Origin of the sequence: Pseudomonas sp. BNK-45 (assembly GCF_047456255.1) — a bacterium.
In the GTDB taxonomy this organism is placed as follows: Bacteria; Pseudomonadota; Gammaproteobacteria; order Pseudomonadales; family Pseudomonadaceae; genus Aquipseudomonas.
Window position 1 is genome coordinate 198,134 of the sequence record NZ_CP179909.1, and the last position, 18,370, is coordinate 216,503.

At 63.8% G+C, this 18,370-nt stretch carries 16 protein-coding genes; 4 read left to right on the top strand and 12 right to left on the bottom strand.

Translation table 11 applies throughout. The annotated features are described in order from the left end of the window. The first annotated feature begins 19 nt into the window (after positions 1-19). Positions 20-835 carry a thiosulfate sulfurtransferase gene (gene rhdA, locus ACMGG8_RS00935; protein ID WP_060842322.1) on the top strand — a complete coding sequence of 272 codons (816 nt, stop codon included), beginning with the start codon at positions 20-22 and terminating at the stop codon, positions 833-835. Between the two features lie 18 nt (positions 836-853). Continuing rightward, positions 854-1,714, top strand: coding sequence for an archaetidylserine decarboxylase (gene asd, locus ACMGG8_RS00940; protein WP_060837254.1), 861 nt, complete (start codon positions 854-856; stop codon positions 1,712-1,714). 72 nt (positions 1,715-1,786) lie between these two features. Here asd and serB read toward each other — a convergent pair whose 3' ends face one another. Next, positions 1,787-3,001, bottom strand: a complete 1,215-nt coding sequence (gene serB / locus ACMGG8_RS00945) for a phosphoserine phosphatase SerB (protein WP_414159021.1) — start codon at positions 2,999-3,001, stop codon at positions 1,787-1,789. A gap of 133 nt (positions 3,002-3,134) precedes the next feature. On the opposite strand from serB, the gene ACMGG8_RS00950 reads away from it, so the two are divergent. Further along, positions 3,135-4,661, top strand: coding sequence for an AhpA/YtjB family protein (locus ACMGG8_RS00950; RefSeq protein ID WP_060837253.1), 1,527 nt, complete (start codon positions 3,135-3,137; stop codon positions 4,659-4,661). Between the two features lie 221 nt (positions 4,662-4,882). On the opposite strand, the gene ACMGG8_RS00955 is transcribed toward ACMGG8_RS00950, so the two are convergent. From ACMGG8_RS00955 to ACMGG8_RS00995, 9 genes are all read right to left on the bottom strand, one after another. Beyond that, positions 4,883-5,593 carry a membrane integrity-associated transporter subunit PqiC gene (locus ACMGG8_RS00955; RefSeq protein WP_060837252.1) on the bottom strand — a complete coding sequence of 237 codons (711 nt, stop codon included), beginning with the start codon at positions 5,591-5,593 and terminating at the stop codon, positions 4,883-4,885. Positions 5,594-5,771: 178 nt separating this feature from the next. Continuing rightward, positions 5,772-8,030, bottom strand: coding sequence for a DNA topoisomerase IV subunit A (gene parC / locus ACMGG8_RS00960; RefSeq protein WP_414159022.1), 2,259 nt, complete (start codon positions 8,028-8,030; stop codon positions 5,772-5,774). A 7-nt stretch (positions 8,031-8,037) separates the two neighbouring features. Continuing rightward, positions 8,038-8,559 carry a TIGR02281 family clan AA aspartic protease gene (locus ACMGG8_RS00965; protein WP_060842319.1) on the bottom strand — a complete coding sequence of 174 codons (522 nt, stop codon included), beginning with the start codon at positions 8,557-8,559 and terminating at the stop codon, positions 8,038-8,040. After that, a complete protein-coding gene (locus ACMGG8_RS00970; protein ID WP_414159023.1) occupies positions 8,556-9,539 on the bottom strand; it encodes an esterase-like activity of phytase family protein in 984 nt (327 codons plus the stop codon). The genes ACMGG8_RS00965 and ACMGG8_RS00970 overlap by 4 nt, the downstream gene beginning before the upstream one ends. After that, positions 9,539-11,443: a DNA topoisomerase IV subunit B gene (gene parE, locus ACMGG8_RS00975; RefSeq protein WP_060837248.1), complete on the bottom strand. Its 1,905-nt coding sequence runs from the start codon at positions 11,441-11,443 to the stop codon at positions 9,539-9,541. The genes ACMGG8_RS00970 and parE overlap by 1 nt, the downstream gene beginning before the upstream one ends. A gap of 42 nt (positions 11,444-11,485) precedes the next feature. Continuing rightward, entirely contained in the window at positions 11,486-12,094 is a 609-nt protein-coding gene (locus tag ACMGG8_RS00980; protein WP_060842316.1) for a YqiA/YcfP family alpha/beta fold hydrolase, read from the bottom strand. Positions 12,095-12,161: 67 nt separating this feature from the next. After that, positions 12,162-12,977, bottom strand: a complete 816-nt coding sequence (gene cpdA, locus ACMGG8_RS00985; protein ID WP_414159024.1) for a 3',5'-cyclic-AMP phosphodiesterase — start codon at positions 12,975-12,977, stop codon at positions 12,162-12,164. A 99-nt stretch (positions 12,978-13,076) separates the two neighbouring features. Further along, entirely contained in the window at positions 13,077-13,529 is a 453-nt protein-coding gene (locus ACMGG8_RS00990; RefSeq protein WP_060837245.1) for a DUF1249 domain-containing protein, read from the bottom strand. After that, positions 13,520-14,137 carry an NUDIX domain-containing protein gene (locus tag ACMGG8_RS00995; protein WP_108545947.1) on the bottom strand — a complete coding sequence of 206 codons (618 nt, stop codon included), beginning with the start codon at positions 14,135-14,137 and terminating at the stop codon, positions 13,520-13,522. Before ACMGG8_RS00995 ends, ACMGG8_RS00990 begins: the two co-directional genes overlap by 10 nt. A 224-nt stretch (positions 14,138-14,361) precedes the next feature. Here ACMGG8_RS00995 and ACMGG8_RS01000 point away from each other — a divergent pair, with 224 nt between their 5' ends. Then, positions 14,362-15,105 (top strand): RsiV family protein, encoded by a 744-nt coding sequence (locus ACMGG8_RS01000; RefSeq protein WP_060837243.1) that lies wholly within the window; start codon positions 14,362-14,364, stop codon positions 15,103-15,105. Here the strand turns inward: ACMGG8_RS01000 and cytX are convergent. Beyond that, the gene (gene cytX / locus ACMGG8_RS01005) at positions 15,077-16,363 is read right to left on the bottom strand and encodes a putative hydroxymethylpyrimidine transporter CytX (RefSeq protein WP_414159025.1); all 1,287 of its coding nucleotides are present in this window, start codon (positions 16,361-16,363) and stop codon (positions 15,077-15,079) included. The two genes, ACMGG8_RS01000 and cytX, sit on opposite strands and share 29 nt — an antisense overlap. 100 nt (positions 16,364-16,463) lie before the next feature. Beyond that, positions 16,464-18,353, bottom strand: a complete 1,890-nt coding sequence (thiC, locus tag ACMGG8_RS01010; protein WP_414159026.1) for a phosphomethylpyrimidine synthase ThiC — start codon at positions 18,351-18,353, stop codon at positions 16,464-16,466. Positions 18,354-18,370: the final 17 nt, after the last annotated feature.

Sequence of the window (18,370 nt, forward strand, 5' to 3'; positions counted from 1 at the left end):
TGTGCCCTGGGGACCTCACATGTCTGACTTCTCTGGCTTGCCGCTGGTCATCGAGCCGAGCGACTTGCTCGCCCGCCTCGACGCCCGCCAACTGATCCTGGTCGACCTGACCAGCGCCGCCCGCTATGCCACCGGGCATATCCCCGGGGCACGCTTCGTCGACCCCAAGCGCACCCAGCTCGGCCAGCCCCCCGCTCCCGGACTGCTACCGCCACAACACGCCCTGGAAGCGCTGTTCGGCGAGCTCGGGCACAACCCGGACGCGGTCTACGTGGTCTATGACGACGAAGGCGGCGGCTGGGCCGGGCGCTTCATCTGGCTTCTGGATGTGATCGGCCACGGCCGCTACCACTACCTGGATGGCGGCCTGCCGGCCTGGCTGGCGGAAACCCTGCCCGTGAGCACCGAAGTGCCACCTGTGGCAGGCGGTCCGGTGCCGCTGACCCTGCACGACGAACCCACCGCCACCCGCGAATACCTGCAAAGCCGTCTTGGCGCCGCTGACCTGGCAATCTGGGACGCTCGTGGCCCGCTGGAATACTCCGGCGAGAAGGTCCTGGCCGCCAAGGGCGGACACATCCCCGGCGCGGTGAACTTCGAGTGGACCGCCGGCATGGATCAGGCACGCCACCTGCGCATCCGCCGCGACATGCCGCAGATCCTCATGGACCTGGGCATCAGCAAAGACAAAGAAATCATCACCCACTGCCAGACCCACCACCGCTCCGGCTTCACCTACCTGGTGGCCAAGGCGCTGGGCTACCCACGGGTCAAGGGCTACGCCGGCTCCTGGGGCGAATGGGGCAATCATCCCGATACGCCCGTAGAGATTTAAGGTTTTTAAGGACACCCAATGAAAAAGCGCTTGTTCATCCTCAGCCAGTACCTGCTGCCTCACCACCTGCTGTCGCGCCTGGCCGGCTGCATTGCCGAGTGCCGCGTGCGCTGGTTCAAGAATGCCTTCACCCGCTGGTTCGCCAAGCAGTATCAAGTGAACATGTCCGAAGCCCAGGTCGAGGACGTGACCGCCTACGAACACTTCAACGCCTTCTTCACCCGCGCCCTGAAAGACGGTGCACGACCGCTGGATCCGACACCAGGCGCAGTGCTCAGCCCTGCCGACGGCGCTGTCAGCCAACTGGGCCCGATCGAACATGGCCGGGTATTCCAGGCCAAGGGCCACAGCTACAGCGTGCTGGAATTGCTGGGGGGCGATCCGGCCCTGGCCGCTCCCTTCATGGGCGGCGACTTTGCCACCATCTACCTGTCGCCCAAGGACTATCACCGGGTGCACATGCCGCTGGCCGGCACACTGCGGGAAATGGTCTATGTTCCAGGCCGCATCTTCTCGGTGAACCAGACCACCGCCGAGAACGTGCCTGAACTGTTCGCCCGCAACGAGCGCGTGGTGTGCATTTTCGACACCGAACGCGGGCCGATGGCGCTGGTACTGGTGGGCGCCATGATCGTGGCTTCGATCGAAACCGTCTGGGCCGGCCTGGTAACCCCGCCCAAGCGTGAACTCAAGACCGTGCGCTACGACGAAGCGGCCCGGGCACCGATCCATCTGGAAAAAGGTGCCGAAATGGGGCGCTTCAAGCTGGGTTCCACGGCCATCGTGCTGTTTGGCCCGGACCAGGTGCAGTGGGCGCAAGAGCTGGCCGCCGGCTCGCCAGTGCGCATGGGCCAGGGCTTGGGCCTGCCCAAGGCCTGAGGCCCGGATACCGGACAAAAAAAACGCCGCTGATCAGCGGCGTTTTTTATTCACGGGGCTTTCCCCCACTGCTCAGAGCTGACCGTCGCGATCCCGGAAGCCCAGCAGATACAACACCCCATCCAGGCCCAGGGTGGAGATCGCCTGCTTGGCCGACTGCTTGACCAGCGGCTTGGCTCGGAATGCCACGCCCAGGCCGGCAATGCCCAGCATCGGCAGGTCGTTGGCGCCATCGCCGACAGCGATGGTCTGCTCCAGACGCAGGCCTTCCTTGTGCGCCAGCTCGCGCAGCAGATCAGCCTTGCGCTGGGCGTCGACAATCGGCTCCACCGCCACGCCGGTCACTTTGCCGTCCACCACTTCCAGCTCGTTGGCGAACACGTAGTCGATGCCCAACTTGGCCTGCAACTGCTTGGCGAAGTAGGTGAAGCCGCCTGAGAGAATTGCGGTCTTGTAGCCCAGACGCTTGAGTTCGGCGAACAGGGTTTCGGCACCCTCGGTCAGGCGCAACGAGGCACCGATGGAGTCCAGCACGCTGACGTCCAGCCCCTTGAGCAAGGCCAGGCGCTCCTTGAAGCTGGCACGGAAATCCAGCTCGCCCGCCATGGCCCGCTCAGTGATTTCTGCCACCCGGTCACCCACGCCTGCCGCCTTGGCCAGTTCGTCGATCACCTCGGCTTCAATCAACGTCGAGTCCATGTCGAACACCGCCAGGCGGCGGTTGCGGCGGAACAGCGAATCTTCCTGGAAGGCGATGTCGACGTTCAGCTCCTGGGCCACGCTGAGGAACTCGGCCCGCAGCGCTTGCGGGTCAGCGGCCTCGCCACGCACCGAGAACTCGATGCAGCCCTTGCCCTGATCGGCTGGCATGTCCAGGGGCATGCGCCCGGACAGGCGATCGATGTGATCGATGTTCAGACCGTACTTGGCGGTGATCGAACTCACCCGCTGCAACTGCTCGGCGGTGACCTTGCGGGTCAGCAGGGTGACGATGTGGCGTTGCTTGCCCTGCCCGTCGACCCACTGCTGGTAATCGTCTTCGGACACCGGCGTGAAACGCACCTGCTGGTCGAGCTTGTAGGCGGTGAACAGAATGTCCTTGAGCACCGAAGAACTCTGTTCGTTGCTCGGAATTTCAACCAGGATGCCGAACGACAAGGTGTCGTGGATCACCGCCTGACCGATGTCGAGAATGTTCACACCGCCCTGGGCCAGAACGCCGGTAATGGCCGTAGTCAGACCGGGACGATCTTCGCCGGTGATGTTGATCAGGACAATTTCGCGCAAGGCGCACCCCCGAGGTGGAAAAAAAGCGCATTCTACCCACTTTCGGTGACCATCGGGCACAGCCAGCGCTTTGCCGGTCTAGGGCCTGTCGCTATACTGCGCGTCAAATTCACGGACAAAAGAGCCGAGCTCAGTGAACCGGCCCACGCCAGTCAAAACCGACAACTTCTTCCTGCTGATCTTCCGTGCACTGCGCCATCGTCGTGTGCCGATTGCATTGCGCATTGCCAGCCATAACGTGATCCTGGTCGCCCTGGCCCTGGTGATCTATGCCGGCGTGATGGGCCTGCAGTTCAAGCAAGCCATGCACGAACAGGCTGACGCCCTGGGTCAGAGCCTGACCACCCAAACCGCCACCTCGGCCACCGAGCTGCTGGTGTCCAACGACATCCTCAGCCTCAACGTCCTGCTCAACAACCTGACCAAGAACCCGCTGGTGGCCCACGCGGCGATCTACAGCGTCGACAACCGCATCCTCGCCGAGGCCGGACAGCGCCCCAAGAGCAGCCTGCTGGGCGAAACCGAGGGCGTGTACCAGACCAAGATCACCTTTCAGGACGTGACCGCCGGCAATCTGCGGATCAGCCTGGACATGGCACAGTTCCAGCAGCCGATGACCATCAGCCTGCAGAGCATGGGCATCCTCAGCGCCATCCTGCTGGCCCTGGCGCTGGCGTTGAGCCTGCGCCTGGGTCGCCACATCTCCACCCCGTTGCTGCAACTGCGGGTCTGGCTGCGGGACCTGGATGAACACACACCGGCCACTCAGCGCCAGGACGAGATCGGCGATCTGGCGCGCCAGCTGCACGCCCGCCTGGTGCCGGAAAAACCCGAGCCAGAGCCTCAACCCGAACTGGAAACAGAGGCCGACGAGGAACCCGAGCCCGGGTTCGAAGTGCGCAACCTGCGCGATCCGAGCTTTGATCAAAGCGCGCCCGTGGCAGGCCTGAAGCCTGCGCCACGGCACCTGGTCAGCGCCGAGGAGGACGAACTGGACGAGGAAGATCCGTTCGCCGACCTGCGTGATCACTCGTCGACACCCGCGCCCAAACCGGCGCTGCAACCGCAAACGCCCGCCCAGCCTCAGCACAGCGCGGTACTCGCAGTACAACTGGGAGCCCAGGAGCAGCTGCGCCGCCTGCCACGGGCCCGCCTAATGGAACTGCTGGAACGCTATCGGGACTGCCTGGATCAGGCCGCCTCGCTCTACCAGAGCGAGCTGCACACCCTGAACGACGGCAGCACGCTGATGCTGTTCCACAGCGAAGACAGCGGCGACGATTACCTGACCAACGCCATCTGCTGCGGCGAACTGCTGCGCGCCCTGGGCCATGCCCTGCAGATCGAAGTGGCGGACAGCGGCATCACCCTGCAATTGCAACTGGGCCTGACGCTGGGCGAAGGGCTGTTCGGCCTGAGCCAGATCGACCTGCTGCTGACCGAGAGCGCCCAGGATGCCCTGGCACTGTCCCAGCACAGCCGCAACCTGCTGCTGGTGGAACGCCAGGTCAATGACGACGCCTTGATCCGTCAGCGCGCACGCATCCGCCCTATCGCCAGCCCGGAAGGGGCTTGCTGTGTCGAACGGCTGATGGAGCCCTACCCCTCCATGCTGGAGCGGCAACTGGCGCGCATGCATGAGACGCGGGCCAAGCTGTAAGGCTGCCCTGCGTCCAAGAAAAAGCCCGCCAAGTGCGGGCTTTTTTATGCCTGGCGGGTGGGCAACGTGGAGCCCTTCGCCGGCAAACCAGCGCCTACAACAGTCCCGCAGACTCGGTAGAAACTGGCTTGCCAGGACAAAAAGCCACCCGACCTCCCCCACCCCACTGCAGAAACGACAAGGCCCGCCAATGGGCGGGCCTCGTCTTGCAGCCACTACGTTCAGAACCTGAACACTTCCATATCCGTGCGGATCGGCGTGGCCATCGGAATCTTTGGCTGCTTCTCCTGCTCTACCGGCTTGGCCACCGGTGCCGGCGGCGCCTTGCGCGGCACCTCCGCCACGGCAGGCTGGTTGGCCAGGGGCTTGAGGGCGACCGACAATTGCTCGGCCAGGCGCTGCAACAGCACGCCCTGAGCCTGGACCTGGGAAGCGGTGGTGCCCGCATGCTGCTCCTGCAGGTGCACGATGCGGTTATCCCGCACCTGACCACGCCGATCGATCAGACGCCACTGCGCATCCAGCACCGCCGGTTGCGACTTGCCGGAATCCAGGCGAGTGATCGACAGCAGAACCTGTACATCCGGAGTGAAACCGCTGGTCGCCGGCGCCAGCACTACGCGCTGACTGTCCAGATGACCGGCCACCTGGCGCAACAGCAACTGGTCGATGTCCGAAGACAGGCTGCCCGCCCAACGACCGTCGGTGGAGGCTTGCAGGCTGCCATCATCCTGGCGTTGCAGGAGGGTTTCGCGTTGCAGGTAATCGGCGATCAGCACCGGTCCCAACAATACCGACATGCCGGCACTGGCCGGCTGAGCTGGACTTCCGCTGTCCAGCTGATACAGCGACACCGGCTGGTGCACGCTGCAACCCGCCAGGCCAAGAACGCCCGCGAGCAGAAAAACAAGAGGAAGGCGCAGAGCAGTCATCATCCCATCCAGGTGGCGGCCACAAGGCTGGCCACAGTGTAAATACTCAAAAAAATTGAATAACGCCGGCAAGGCCGGCGTTTGAAACGCGCATATCATCCGTGAATATGCGCCTTGACTCCAGTGTTCCAGCATCGATCCGCCGCTTAAATCCAGGATCAAGCGCTCTGGCCGGCACTCAACTGAGAGGCTCTACCAACAACGCATCGACCCGCTGGAATCCGCGCGGCAGTTTGTTGCCCCGGCGTCCGCGCTCGCCCTTGTAGTGCTCTAGGTCGTCGGCCTTCAGCGACAAGGTCCGCTTGCCCGCCTGCAATACCAGGGTCGCGCCATCCGGCAACACCGCGATGTCGGTGACGTACTCTTCGCGGCTGGCCACCCGCTCACCGGGAATGCCGATGATCTTGTTGCCCTTGCCTTTGCCCAACTGCGGCAGATCGCTGATCTTGAACACCAGCAGACGCCCTTCGGTGGTCACCGAAGCCAGCCAGTTCTGCTCGCGATCGGCCACCGGCCGCGGCGCCAGAACCTTGGCGTTGTTCGGCAGGCTCAGCAGCGCCTTGCCCGCCTTGTTCTTGGCCTGCAAGTCCTCGCCCTTGACCACGAAACCGTAGCCCGCGTCGGATGCGATCACATACAGAGCCTCGTCATCCGGCAGCAGCACGCATTCGAAGGTCGCACCCGGCGGCGGCGTCAGGCGACCGGTCAGCGGCTCGCCCTGGCCACGGGCCGATGGCAGCGTGTGGGCCGCCACCGAGTAACTGCGGCCGGTGGAATCGATGAACACCGCAAACTGGTTGGACCGCCCGGCAGCGGCGGTCTTGTAGCCGTCACCGGCCTTGTAGGACAGACCCGTGGCGTCAATATCATGCCCCTTGGCGCAACGGACCCAGCCTTTTTCCGACAGAACGATGGTCACCGGCTCGGTGGGCATCAGCTCGTTTTCCGACAGGGCCTTGGCTTCCGCGCGGGCGACGATCGGCGAACGACGATCGTCGCCGTAGGTTTCTGCGTCTTGCAGCAATTCGGTGCGCACCAGCTTCTTGAGCTTGGTTTCGCTGTTGAGCAGGGCCTGCAGCTTGGCCTGCTCCTTGAGCAACTCGTCCTGCTCGGCCCGCAGCTTCATCTCTTCCAGACGCGCCAGTTGCCGCAGACGGGTGTCGAGGATGTAGTCGGCCTGGATTTCGCTGAGGGCAAAACGCTCGATCAGCTTGGCCCGTGGATGCTCCTCGGTGCGGATGATGTGGATCACTTCATCCAGGTTGAGGTAGGCGATCAGCAAGCCGTCCAACAGGTGCAGGCGACGCTCGACCTTGTCCAGGCGGAACTGCAGGCGCCGGCGCACGGTGGCCACCCGGAACTCCAGCCATTCCACCAGCAACGCCCGCAGGCTCTTCAACTGCGGCTTGCCGTCCAGACCGATGATGTTGATGTTGACCCGGTAGGTCGACTCCAGCTCGGTGGTGGCGAACAGATGCTGCATCAGCTCATCGGGATCGACCCGGTTGGAGCGCGGGATGATCACGATGCGGCAGGGGTTCTCGTGGTCCGACTCGTCCCGCAGGTCGGCCACCATCGGCAGCTTCTTGGCCTGCATCTGCGCGGCAATCTGCTCCAGCACCTTGGCCCCGGAGACCTGGTGCGGCAGTGCGGTGACAATAATGTCGCCATCCTCGATCCGATACACGGCGCGCATGCGCACCGAGCCACGGCCGGTTTCATAGATCTTCAGCAGGTCGGCGCGCGGGGTGATGATTTCCGCTTCGGTGGGGTAATCCGGCCCCTGGATATGCTCGCAGAGCTGTTCCACCGTGGCCTTGGGTTCGTCCAGCAGACGCACGCAGGCCGAAGCCACTTCCCGCAGGTTGTGCGGCGGCACGTCGGTGGCCATGCCCACGGCGATACCGGTGGTGCCGTTGAGCAGGATATTCGGCAGACGCGCCGGCAATACCAGAGGTTCCTGCAAGGTGCCGTCGAAGTTCGGCCCCCAGTCTGCCGTGCCCTGGCCCAGCTCGCTGAGCAGCACTTCGGAATAGCGCGACAGACGCGCCTCGGTGTAACGCATGGCCGCGAAGGACTTGGGATCGTCCGGCGCACCCCAGTTGCCCTGGCCATCCACCAGTGTGTAGCGGTAGCTGAAGGGCTGGGCCATCAGCACCATGGCTTCGTAGCAGGCGGAATCCCCGTGAGGGTGGAACTTACCGAGCACATCACCCACGGTACGCGCGGATTTCTTGTGCTTGGAATCGGCATCCAGCCCCAGCTCACTCATGGCGTAGACGATACGCCGCTGTACCGGTTTCAGGCCGTCGCCGATATGCGGCAAAGCACGGTCCATGATCACGTACATGGAGTAGTTGAGGTAGGCACTTTCGGTGAAGTCAGCCAGTGACCGGCGTTCTACGCCATCCAGGCTGAGATCAAGGGAGTCGCTCATGCGGGCCTCATTGGTTCGTGGTCTGGCGCAGCAGCATGGTGCCGCCGCGCTGAGTAAATTCAAGTTTCTTCAAAGCGCTCATGCCCAGCAAAACCTGGTCGCCGTCGAGCCCCGGGGCCACCAGGGCCCTGACGTCCTGGAGAACGATATCCCCCAGTTGCAGACGCTCGATGCGGGTCCGATAACCCTCGCTGCGCCCGTTGGCGGTACTCAGGGTCACCGGCACCCCGCGCTCCAGGCCCAGGCGCTCGGCCAGCCCGGAAGGAATCGAGACTTCGGTAGCCCCGGTATCGAGCATGAATTGCACCGGCTGCCCGTTGATATGGCCGCTGGCAACGAAATGCCCCTGGCCGTTACCGACCAGCTTCACTTCGATGTAACCCTCATGTTGTTGCGAACTGACGACAGTGTTGGGGTTCTCCTGGCGGGCCTCCCAGTCGGCGAAGAACCGCGTGGCCAGGAACAGCGCCGCGGCCCAGGCCAGGATCAGCATCACCCGCCCGGCGCTCTTGCCCGGTTGCTGGCTCATGGCTTGGCACTCCAGCCGCCTTCAGGGGCGGCAAAGCGCCAGACGATGGGGCGGGCCTCGCCATCGGCGCGGGCGCCGTTGTTGTTGTCCAGTCCGATCCAGGCGCCCTTGGCATCCACCACCAGAGCCTCCGCCAAGCCGTAAGGCTGTGGATAACGCCGGTGTTCCAGCAGCGCCTCGGCCGCAAAGGACCAGCACAGCTCGACCTTGGCGTTCTGCGCATCCCGGCGGCAGATCTGGTAGGCATTGCGCTCCAGGGTGAACAGCTTGCCGTCGAACAGCGACAGGTCGGCAAAGTCCCGGGACACCGCCTTGGCGTTGGGCACCTGCGGTGGCTGCATTTCCGAGCCGGCCTCACTGAGCAGCACGCAACCGCCATCACAGTCCCAGGTGGTCTGCCCCCGCTTGATCAACAACAGCCCGCGCCGCTCTCGCTCTGCCGCCAGCCAGATCCGGTCACCGGCAGGGTTCACCGCCAGGCCTTCGAACAAGGCGTTGAAATGCAGGAGCATGCCGCTGGCCCGCGCTTCACGGACCATGATCGGCGAAATCTTCAACCAGGCCGGAGCGCCTTGCGCCGGGACTTTGAGCACCGTGGCGTGAGCCTCGCTGACCACATATTTGTTGCCCGCGGCGTCGCAGGAGATGCCTTCGAAATCCAGGTCGCCACCACGCACGAAGGACGCGGCCCAGGTCCGCGACTTCAAGCCCCAGGGCAAGCCCGTGTCCGGCACCGCCGGCACTTCCAGCTTGAGGGCCTCGGCCTGCCAGACGCTGTCGCGGGTATCGAGCTTGTAGATCTGATCGTCGTCGCGGTCGGAAACCGTCCACAACTCCTGGCCGCACAGCGCCAGCCCAGACAGATTGCCGCCGCGCATGCCTTCCACAGGATGCTCGGACAGCAAGGTCAGTTCGGGCGCAGGCGCGGCCACCACCGAGGTTGCCAATAGCGCTAGGGCCAGGGCAAAACCTCTGTGCATCAGGCCAGCACCTCGGCCAGGTTGCCCTTGGACTCCAGCCAGGATTTGCGATCACCGGCGCGTTTCTTCGCCAGCAGCATGTCCATGATTTCCGCGGTGGCCTCGACGTCGTCCAGGGTCAACTGCACCAGGCGCCGAGTGTTCGGGTCCATGGTGGTCTCGCGCAGCTGCGGCGGGTTCATTTCACCCAGCCCCTTGAATCGGGTGACCTGGGGCTTGCCGCGTTTCTTCTCGGCCACCAGGCGGTCGAGAATGCCGTCGCGCTCGGCCTCGTCCAGGGCGTAGTAGATTTCCTTGCCCAGGTCGATGCGGTACAGCGGCGGCATGGCTACATAGACGTGGCCGGCATCCACCAGCGGACGGAAATGCTGGACGAACAGGGCACAGAGCAAGGTGGCGATGTGCAGACCGTCGGAGTCGGCGTCGGCGAGGATGCAGATCTTGCCGTAGCGCAGCTGGCTCATGTCCTCGGCGCCCGGATCGACACCGATGGCCACCGCAATGTTGTGCACTTCCTGGCTGGCCAGAACTTCGCTGCCGTCCACTTCCCAGGTGTTGAGGATCTTGCCGCGCAGCGGCAGGATCGCCTGGAATTCCTTGTCCCGTGCCTGCTTGGCCGAACCACCCGCGGAATCACCCTCCACCAGGAACAGCTCGGAACGCATCGGGTCCTGGCCGGCGCAGTCCGCCAGCTTGCCGGGCAGTGCCGGGCCCTGGGTAATGCGCTTGCGCTCGACCTTCTTGCTGGCCTTCAGGCGGCGGCCGGCGTTGCTGATGGCCAGCTCCGCCAGTTGCATGCCCAACTCGGGGTTGGCATTGAGCCACAGGCTGAAGGCGTCCTTGACCACTCCGGACACGAACGCCGCCGCCTCACGGGACGACAGCCGCTCCTTGGTCTGGCCGGAGAATTGCGCGTCCTGCATCTTCATCGACAGGACGAAGGCGATGCGCTCCCAGACGTCTTCCGGGGCCAGCTTCAGGCCGCGGGGCAGCAGGTTGCGGAATTCGCAGAACTCGCGCATGGCATCCAGCAGGCCCTGGCGCAGGCCGTTGACGTGGGTACCGCCCTGGGCCGTGGGGATCAGGTTGACGTAGCTTTCCTGAACGCTGTCGCCGCCTTCGGGCAGCCACAGCAGGGCCCAGTCCACCGCTTCCTTGTTGCCTGCCAGGCTGCCGCAGAACGGCTCGTTGGGCAGGCGCTCGAATTCACTGACCGCGTCCACCAGGTAGGAACGCAGGCCATCTTCGTAATGCCACTCGACCTTCTCGCCGCTGGACTTGTCCTCGAAGCTCACCAGCAGCCCCGGGCACAGCACGGCCTTGGCCTTGAGCACGTGCTTGAGGCGGCTGACGGAGAACTTCGGCGAATCGAAGTATTTCGGGTCCGGGGCAAAGTACACGCTAGTGCCGGTGTTGCGCTTGCCGACGGTGCCGACCACTTCCAGCTCGCTGGCCTTGTAGCCATCGGCGAAGGTCATCTGGTATTCGTTGCCGTCGCGCTTGACCCGTACCCGCACCTGATTCGACAGGGCGTTGACTACGGAAATACCCACCCCGTGCAGACCGCCGGAGAACTGGTAGTTCTTGTTGGAGAACTTGCCGCCGGCGTGGAGCTTGGTGAGGATCAGCTCGATCCCGGAGACGCCCTCTTCCGGGTGGATGTCCACGGGCATGCCGCGGCCGTCGTCGGAGACTTCCAGGGAGTGATCGGCGTGCAGGATGACCTGTATCGACTTCGCATGGCCGGCCAGGGCTTCGTCGACACTGTTGTCGATGACTTCCTGGGCCAGGTGGTTGGGCCGCGTGGTGTCGGTGTACATGCCCGGGCGTTTGCGCACCGGGTCGAGTCCCGAGAGGACTTCGATGGCGTCTGCGTTATAAGAGCTAGCGCTGGGAGTGGCCATGGGTTCTCGTCGTTAGTCGTTCAATGAATATGGGGCGAGGCTTCACAGTGCCGTGAAGTCGATCGCCTGGTACTGATCGGCAGTGATGCCGGCAAAATTCAACATTGCCGGCAATTGTCCGGTAAATCCTTGGAAACTATGATCGCCGCCGGCCTGGATGCGCAAGGCACAGGCGCGGTAGTAGCGCTCGGCGCTGCGATAGTCCAGCGTCTCGTCCCCGGTCTGCAACCACACCTGATAACGCTGCGGGTCCTGGGGTGGCGCGACTTCCAGCGCCGCCAGCGCCGCCACGTGGTCGTGGGTCAGTTCCCAGGTTTCGTCGGTGTACAGGTTCTTCTGCGTGCCCAGATAACCGTCGAACATCCGGTGCGGGCTGACAGCAGGGTTGATCAGCAGGGCTTTCAGACCATAGCGCTCGGCAAGGTGAGTCGCATAGTAGCCGCCGAGCGAGCTGCCGACCAGCAATGGACGACCGAGTTCGGCAATCGCCTGTTCCAGCTGGCCAATGGCCTGGCGCGGATGGTGATGCAGGGCCGGTACGCGCAATTGCTCGCCCAGCCCCAACTGCTCCATGACGCGCCGCAACTGGGAGGCCTTGGTCGACGCGGGCGCACTGTTGAAGCCGTGGATATAAAGGATCGAACCGGACATGCGAACTCCCTGTGCACCTGGGCAAAAGCCGCAGTTTACAGGGATGACGGCAGCTAACGAAGCCGCTTCAGTAGCCGTTGCTGCCGTAATCGATGCTGAATGCGTAGCCGTGGACCCGTTGTACACCGGTTTCCAACCGTCCATCGGGCAGCAGGCGCAGCCAGCGATAGCCGGGCACCTGTTCTTCGACCTTGAAATCGTCGCTGCCGGGCTCGAACTGGATGCAGGTGGAGGGTGAGGCCAACAGCCGCACGTCGCCACGCAAGCGGTCGATCTCCTGATGCACATGCCCCCAGAGCAAGGCGCGAACCTGGGGGAAGCGGTCGAGCACGGCAAACAGCGCCTCGGCATTGCGCAGGCCGATGGGCTCCATCCAGGCGCAGTCGATGGACACCGGATGGTGATGCAGGCAAATCAGGTGATGACGCTCGGGCGCCTCGCCCAGGGAGCGGGCCAGCAATTGCAACTGGTCGTCCTGCAGATAGCCCGGCACTGAACCGGGCACCGACGAATCCAGCAGGGTTATGCGCCAGTTGCCGATATCGACGACCGGTTCCAGCAGATCGCTGTCCCGCGTCGCCAGTTGCATGACCTGTGGCTCGTCGTGATTACCGGGCAACCAGCGGCCTGGCGCCGGAATCTGCCGGGTCAACTGACGAAAGCGCTGATAGGACTCCAGAGTGCCGTCCTGGGACAGATCGCCGGTGGCCAGCATCAGGTCGATACGCGGCTGCTGCGCCAGCACTAGGTCGATGACCCGTTGCAGGCTGTCGGCGGTGTTCATGCCCAGCAGCGCACCGTCGGTCTCGGCAAACAGATGGCTATCGGACAGTTGCACCAGCAGCACCGAGTCGTCGGCAGTCAGTGCGGATACGCTTGGCACGGCGTTCTCCCGGTGCAAGGGCACAAAGCATGATGAAGGCGGTAATTATGCTGGGGGAAGCAAAAAAGAGGAAACCCGGGAAGCGGACCCAGTTCACATCTAGCGCACGGCTTCGAACTCGTGCCCACAGGCCAGGCAATGGCTCAGCCACTCCCCCAGGAAAACATTCAGCTGGGCCTTCTCGTCCGGCTGGTGCATGAAGGCATTCGGATAGGGATAGATGCTGCGAAACCGCCGGGCATGCTCGGCGCTGATGACTTCCGCCATGCGCGCATCGTGATAGACCTGCACCTCCAGTTGCGGCACCGGCAGCCAGGGCAGACTGTGCTCCTGGCGCACCTGCAAGGTGGTGGTGTAAGGGCAGGTCAGCACCACTTCCAGGGCCAGGACGCCGAGCATCTGCTCGCCCTGGGTCACGGCGATGCGCCGAGCCACAGGCTGGTTGCGCATGTCAGGCAGCAGGCGCATCAGTCGGGCATAGTTGGCCTCGCAGGAAGCTTGCAGCCCCGCCAGATCCACCCGATAGCGGTCGCGTACCTTGTTTACGACCATAACCCCCTCACTTCAGCGCGATTGAGCGCCAGCCACTGCAAGGCAATGATGCTGGCGGCATTGCAGATCCGCCCATCGCGCATGGCCTGCTGCGCATCTTCATAGGCCATCACCGAAACCCGGATGTCTTCCGCCTCTTCCTCCAGCCCGTGCAACCCGCCGGCGGCACTGCTGTCGCATCGTCCCAGGAACAGATGAACGAATTCGGTGCTGCCCCCTGGCGACGGGAAATACTCGATCATCGGCCACAGCGCCGAGATATCCAGGCCAGCTTCCTCCTGCGCCTCACGACGCGCCACTTCTTCCGGCTGCTCGTCCTTGTCGATCAACCCGGCCACCAGTTCCACCAGCCAGGGCGTGGCGGCCTTGCCCATGGCGCCGATGCGAAACTGTTCGATCAGCACCACCTCATCGCGCTGCGGATCGTACGGCAGTACGCACACCGCATCGTGACGCAGCAGAACCTCACGATTGATTTCCCGCCCCATGCCACCGGCGAACAATTCATGACGCAGTTGCAGGCGATCGAGCCGGTAGAAACCCTGGAAGCAGTTCTCGCGCCGGATGATCTCGACGGCACTCGGCGTGGAGTTGGCAAAGTCAGTCATAGCAATCCTCGTGTACAGCCTGTTCGTCCCGAGGATCCCCCTCGACTTCGCGCCATCCTAACGCGCCCGCCGCTGCCGATGCAGCCCCTTTAGCCTCAGCGGGATAGACGGCGAGGGGCTAAACCTAATCTAATTGCCTCTATTGAGCTTAGTGGCGAACCGACTGCCTCGCAGGCAGTCGAAGCCGGTAACCCATGCCTCCCCCTGGTTTATGAAGGACGCCCATGTCGCTTGTCAAAATCGCCTCCGTGGCCTGTATCGCCCTGACCCTGGGCGCCTGCCAAAGCCTGTTTCAGCCAAGCTACAACACGCCGCTGGAAACCAAGCGCGAGAAGTCCGAGCAGCTCAAGCCCGGCTGCAGCGGCGCCGACTGTCCGCTGGTCAACCTCGACACCGTGCACTTTCCCGCCGAGCCGCAACTGGATGCCATCGTCGAAAAACGCCTGCTGCAAATGACCCGCACCAGCCCCGACGCAGCGCTGCCGGCCAGCCTGGAAGCCTACCGCGAGCAGTTCCTGCGCAGCGCAGCGGACCGCCACGGCATGTACCTGCAATCCAAGGTACGCGAGCAGCATGACGGCCTGGTGATCATCGAGCTGGCCAGCTACCTGGACACCGGTGCCGCCAACGGCACCCCGGGCCGGGGCTTCGTCAACTATTCGCGCCAGCAGCATCGGGCGCTGAGCCTGGCGGACATGCTGCTGCCCGGCCAGGAGGAGATGTTCTGGAAGGCCGCGCGGGTCGCCCACAACAACTGGTTGATCAGCACCCACCTGGATCGCGAAGCCGAATTCATCAAGACCTGGCCGTTCCAGAAAACCGCCAACGTGGCGCTGACCCAGAAAGCCGTGACCCTCAAGTACGACGTCAGCACCATCGCGCCCTCGGTGCTGGGCCATATCGAATTGCAGATTCCCTACGACCGCCTCAAGGGCGTGCTCAAGCCCGAGCTGTTTCCCGGGAACTGACCCCCCGGCCCAGCAGCCACTGCAACAGCCCTGCCAGCAGCAGCGACGGCAGGGTAGCCCCGACATCCGGATACAGGTTGGCCAGCAGGTGGTAGGTGCTCACCCCACCCAGCCAGGCCAACAGCGCGGTCCAGCGCCAGGCTGACAGCGAATCATCCCCGCAGCGTCGGCGCAGGATGAAGTGATCCACCAGCACCACGCCAAACAGCGGCGCGAACACCGAGCCGATCAGCAGCAGGAAGTTCTGGTACTGGGCCAGCGGCGCCAGGCAGGCGATCAGGGTGCAGAGCACACCGATGGCCAGGGCCAGGTGCTCGACCTTCAGGCGCAGCAGAATGCCACTGGAAACCGCCGCCGAATGAATGTCGGCAAAGGCGTTCTCCGACTCGTCCAGCAGGATCAGCAGCAGCGGAATCCCCAACCCGGCACCGGCCAGCGCCAACAGCAAGGCATTCACCTCACCGCTCGGGGCGAAGGCCAGGGTGTAGGCAACGCCCAGGCTCATCAGCCAGAAATTGCCGATAAAAAAACCCAGGGCCGTGCCGCCGAACACGCTCTTGGCGCGCTTGCCGAAGCGCGAGTAGTCGGCGATCAGCGGCAACCACGACAAGGGCATGGCAATGGCGATGTCGAAGCCTGCGGCAAACGGCATCGAGCCATCCCCGGCCTGAGCCCGGAGCGCCGCCAGGTCGGCCCGGGCGAACAGGTTCCAGGTCAGCCACAGGCACGCCGTGAGCAATAGCCAGATGCCCCACTTGCGCAGGATCCGGCGGACAAAGGTCAAGGGGCCGCTGACCGCCAGCAAGGTCGCCAGGGCACCGAAAAACAGGGTCCAGAGCAGCGGATTGGCCAACAGGCTGCCTTCACTGAAGGCCCGGGTGCCCAGGAGGCTGGCGGCATCGCGCATGACGATGATTTCAAACGCGCCCCAGCCCACCAACTGCAGCAGGTTGAGCAACGCCGGCAGACTGGCGCCGCGGCGGCCCAGGCTGAGCTTGAGCGCAGCCATGGACGACAGGCCGGTGTCGCTGCCGATCACCCCCACCGCCGCCAGCAGCAGAACGCCCACAGCGGTGCCAAGAAAGATCGCCAGCAACGCATGAGACAGCCCCAGGCCCGGCGCCAACAGCGCACCGGTCTGCAACACCATCAAACCGATGCCGAGGGAGAACCACAGGGAGAACAGATCCCGGGCGCCAAACACACGCTTATCGGCGGGCACCGCAAGATTGGGGGAATAGGTACTTGGACTGTTCAAGGGATATATCTCAAAAGGGACAGGAGCAAGCTGCAAGCCTCAAGCGTCAAGAAAAAGCACGTCGCCCTTTGCTTTCCACTTGCGGCTTGCAGCTCGTGGCTTAGACCTTCTTGTACAGCTGGCTGCCTTCCTGCTTGAAGCGCTCGGCCTGCTCCGCCAGGCCCTTGGCGACGTCCACGTCCACCGCGTCGATGCGCTGGTTGGCCGCGTACTCGCGAACTTCCTGGGTGATTTTCATCGAGCAGAACTTCGGCCCGCACATGGAGCAGAAATGCGCCACCTTGGCCGAGTCCTTGGGCAGGGTTTCGTCGTGGTACGAACGGGCGGTATCCGGGTCCAGGCCCAGGTTGAACTGGTCTTCCCAGCGGAATTCGAAACGCGCCTTGGACAAGGCGTTGTCGCGGATCTGCGCGCCGGGGTGACCTTTGGCCAGGTCGGCGGCGTGGGCGGCGATCTTGTAGGTGATGATCCCGGTCTTCACGTCATCCTTGTTCGGCAGGCCCAGGTGCTCCTTGGGCGTGACGTAGCAGAGCATGGCGCAACCGAACCAGCCGATCATCGCCGCACCGATGCCGCTGGTGATGTGGTCGTAACCGGGAGCGATGTCGGTGGTCAGCGGGCCGAGGGTGTAGAACGGCGCCTCGTCGCAGCACTCCAGCTGCTTGTCCATGTTTTCCTTGATCAACTGCATCGGTACGTGGCCCGGGCCTTCGATCATGCACTGCACGTCATGCTTCCAGGCGATCTTGGTCAGCTCGCCGAGGGTTTCCAGCTCGCCGAACTGGGCTTCGTCGTTGGCGTCGGCAATCGACCCCGGACGCAGGCCATCTCCCAGGGAGAAGCTGACGTCGTAGGCCTTCATGATTTCGCAGATTTCGTCGAAGTGGGTGTAGAGGAAGTTCTCCTTGTGGTGCGCCAGGCACCACTTGGCCATGATCGAACCGCCACGGGACACGATGCCGGTGACCCGCTTGGCGGTCAGCGGCACATAGCGCAGCAGCACCCCGGCGTGGATGGTGAAGTAGTCCACGCCCTGTTCGGCCTGTTCGATCAGGGTGTCGCGGAACAGATCCCAGGTCAGGTCCTCGGCCACGCCGTTGACCTTTTCCAGGGCCTGGTAGATCGGCACGGTGCCGATCGGCACCGGCGAGTTGCGGATGATCCACTCGCGGGTTTCATGGATGTGCTTGCCGGTGGACAGGTCCATCACCGTGTCCGAACCCCAGCGGATACCCCAGGTCAGTTTCGCCACTTCTTCCTCGATGGAGGAACCCAGGGCGCTGTTGCCGATGTTGCCGTTGATCTTCACCAGGAAGTTGCGGCCGATGATCATCGGTTCCAGTTCGACGTGGTTGATGTTGGCCGGAATGATCGCGCGACCGCGGGCGATTTCCTCGCGCACGAACTCGGGGGTGATTTCCTTGGGGATGCTGGCGCCGAAGCTGTGGCCGGCGTGTTGCTGGTTCAGCAGGCCGGCGGCGCGGGCCTCCTGCAACTTCATGTTTTCGCGGATGGCGACGTATTCCATCTCGGCGGTGATGATGCCTTTGCGCGCGTAGTGCATCTGGCTGACGTTGGCCCCGGCCTTGGCCCGGCGCGGGTTGTTGACATGGGCGAAGCGCAGCTGGGTCAGTTCCGGGTCCGCCAGGCGCTGCTGGCCGAAGTTGGAGCTCAGGCCGGGCAGGCGCTCGGTGTCGCCACGGTCTTCGATCCACGCCGAACGCACATCGCCCAGGCCCTTGCGCACATCGATCACCACGTTCGGGTCGGTGTAGGGGCCGGAGGTGTCGTACACGGTCACCGGGGCGTTGATCTCGCCACCGAAATCGGTGGGGGTCACGTCCAGGGTAATTTCGCGCATGGGCACGCGGATGTCCGGGCGCGAACCCTGGACATAGATTTTTTGCGAGCGGGTAAAGGGCTGAACCGATTGTTGGTCGACTTGGGCCGACTCACTGAGGTTGCTAGCGTTTTTTAGTTTTGTCGTCATCACGGGCTCTCCAGACA

Coding starts and splice junctions, on each gene's coding strand:
- rhdA (WP_060842322.1), top strand. CDS start 20: ATGTCTGACTTCTCTGGCTTGCCGCTGGTCATCGAGCCGAGCGACTTG.
- asd (WP_060837254.1), top strand. CDS start 854: ATGAAAAAGCGCTTGTTCATCCTCAGCCAGTACCTGCTGCCTCACCAC.
- ACMGG8_RS00955 (WP_060837252.1), bottom strand. CDS start 5,593: ATGACTGCTCTGCGCCTTCCTCTTGTTTTTCTGCTCGCGGGCGTTCTT.
- parC (WP_414159022.1), bottom strand. CDS start 8,030: ATGAGCGACTCCCTTGATCTCAGCCTGGATGGCGTAGAACGCCGGTCA.
- ACMGG8_RS00965 (WP_060842319.1), bottom strand. CDS start 8,559: ATGAGCCAGCAACCGGGCAAGAGCGCCGGGCGGGTGATGCTGATCCTG.
- ACMGG8_RS00970 (WP_414159023.1), bottom strand. CDS start 9,539: ATGCACAGAGGTTTTGCCCTGGCCCTAGCGCTATTGGCAACCTCGGTG.
- parE (WP_060837248.1), bottom strand. CDS start 11,443: ATGGCCACTCCCAGCGCTAGCTCTTATAACGCAGACGCCATCGAAGTC.
- ACMGG8_RS00980 (WP_060842316.1), bottom strand. CDS start 12,094: ATGTCCGGTTCGATCCTTTATATCCACGGCTTCAACAGTGCGCCCGCG.
- ACMGG8_RS00990 (WP_060837245.1), bottom strand. CDS start 13,529: ATGGTCGTAAACAAGGTACGCGACCGCTATCGGGTGGATCTGGCGGGG.
- ACMGG8_RS00995 (WP_108545947.1), bottom strand. CDS start 14,137: ATGACTGACTTTGCCAACTCCACGCCGAGTGCCGTCGAGATCATCCGG.
- ACMGG8_RS01000 (WP_060837243.1), top strand. CDS start 14,362: ATGTCGCTTGTCAAAATCGCCTCCGTGGCCTGTATCGCCCTGACCCTG.
- thiC (WP_414159026.1), bottom strand. CDS start 18,353: ATGACGACAAAACTAAAAAACGCTAGCAACCTCAGTGAGTCGGCCCAA.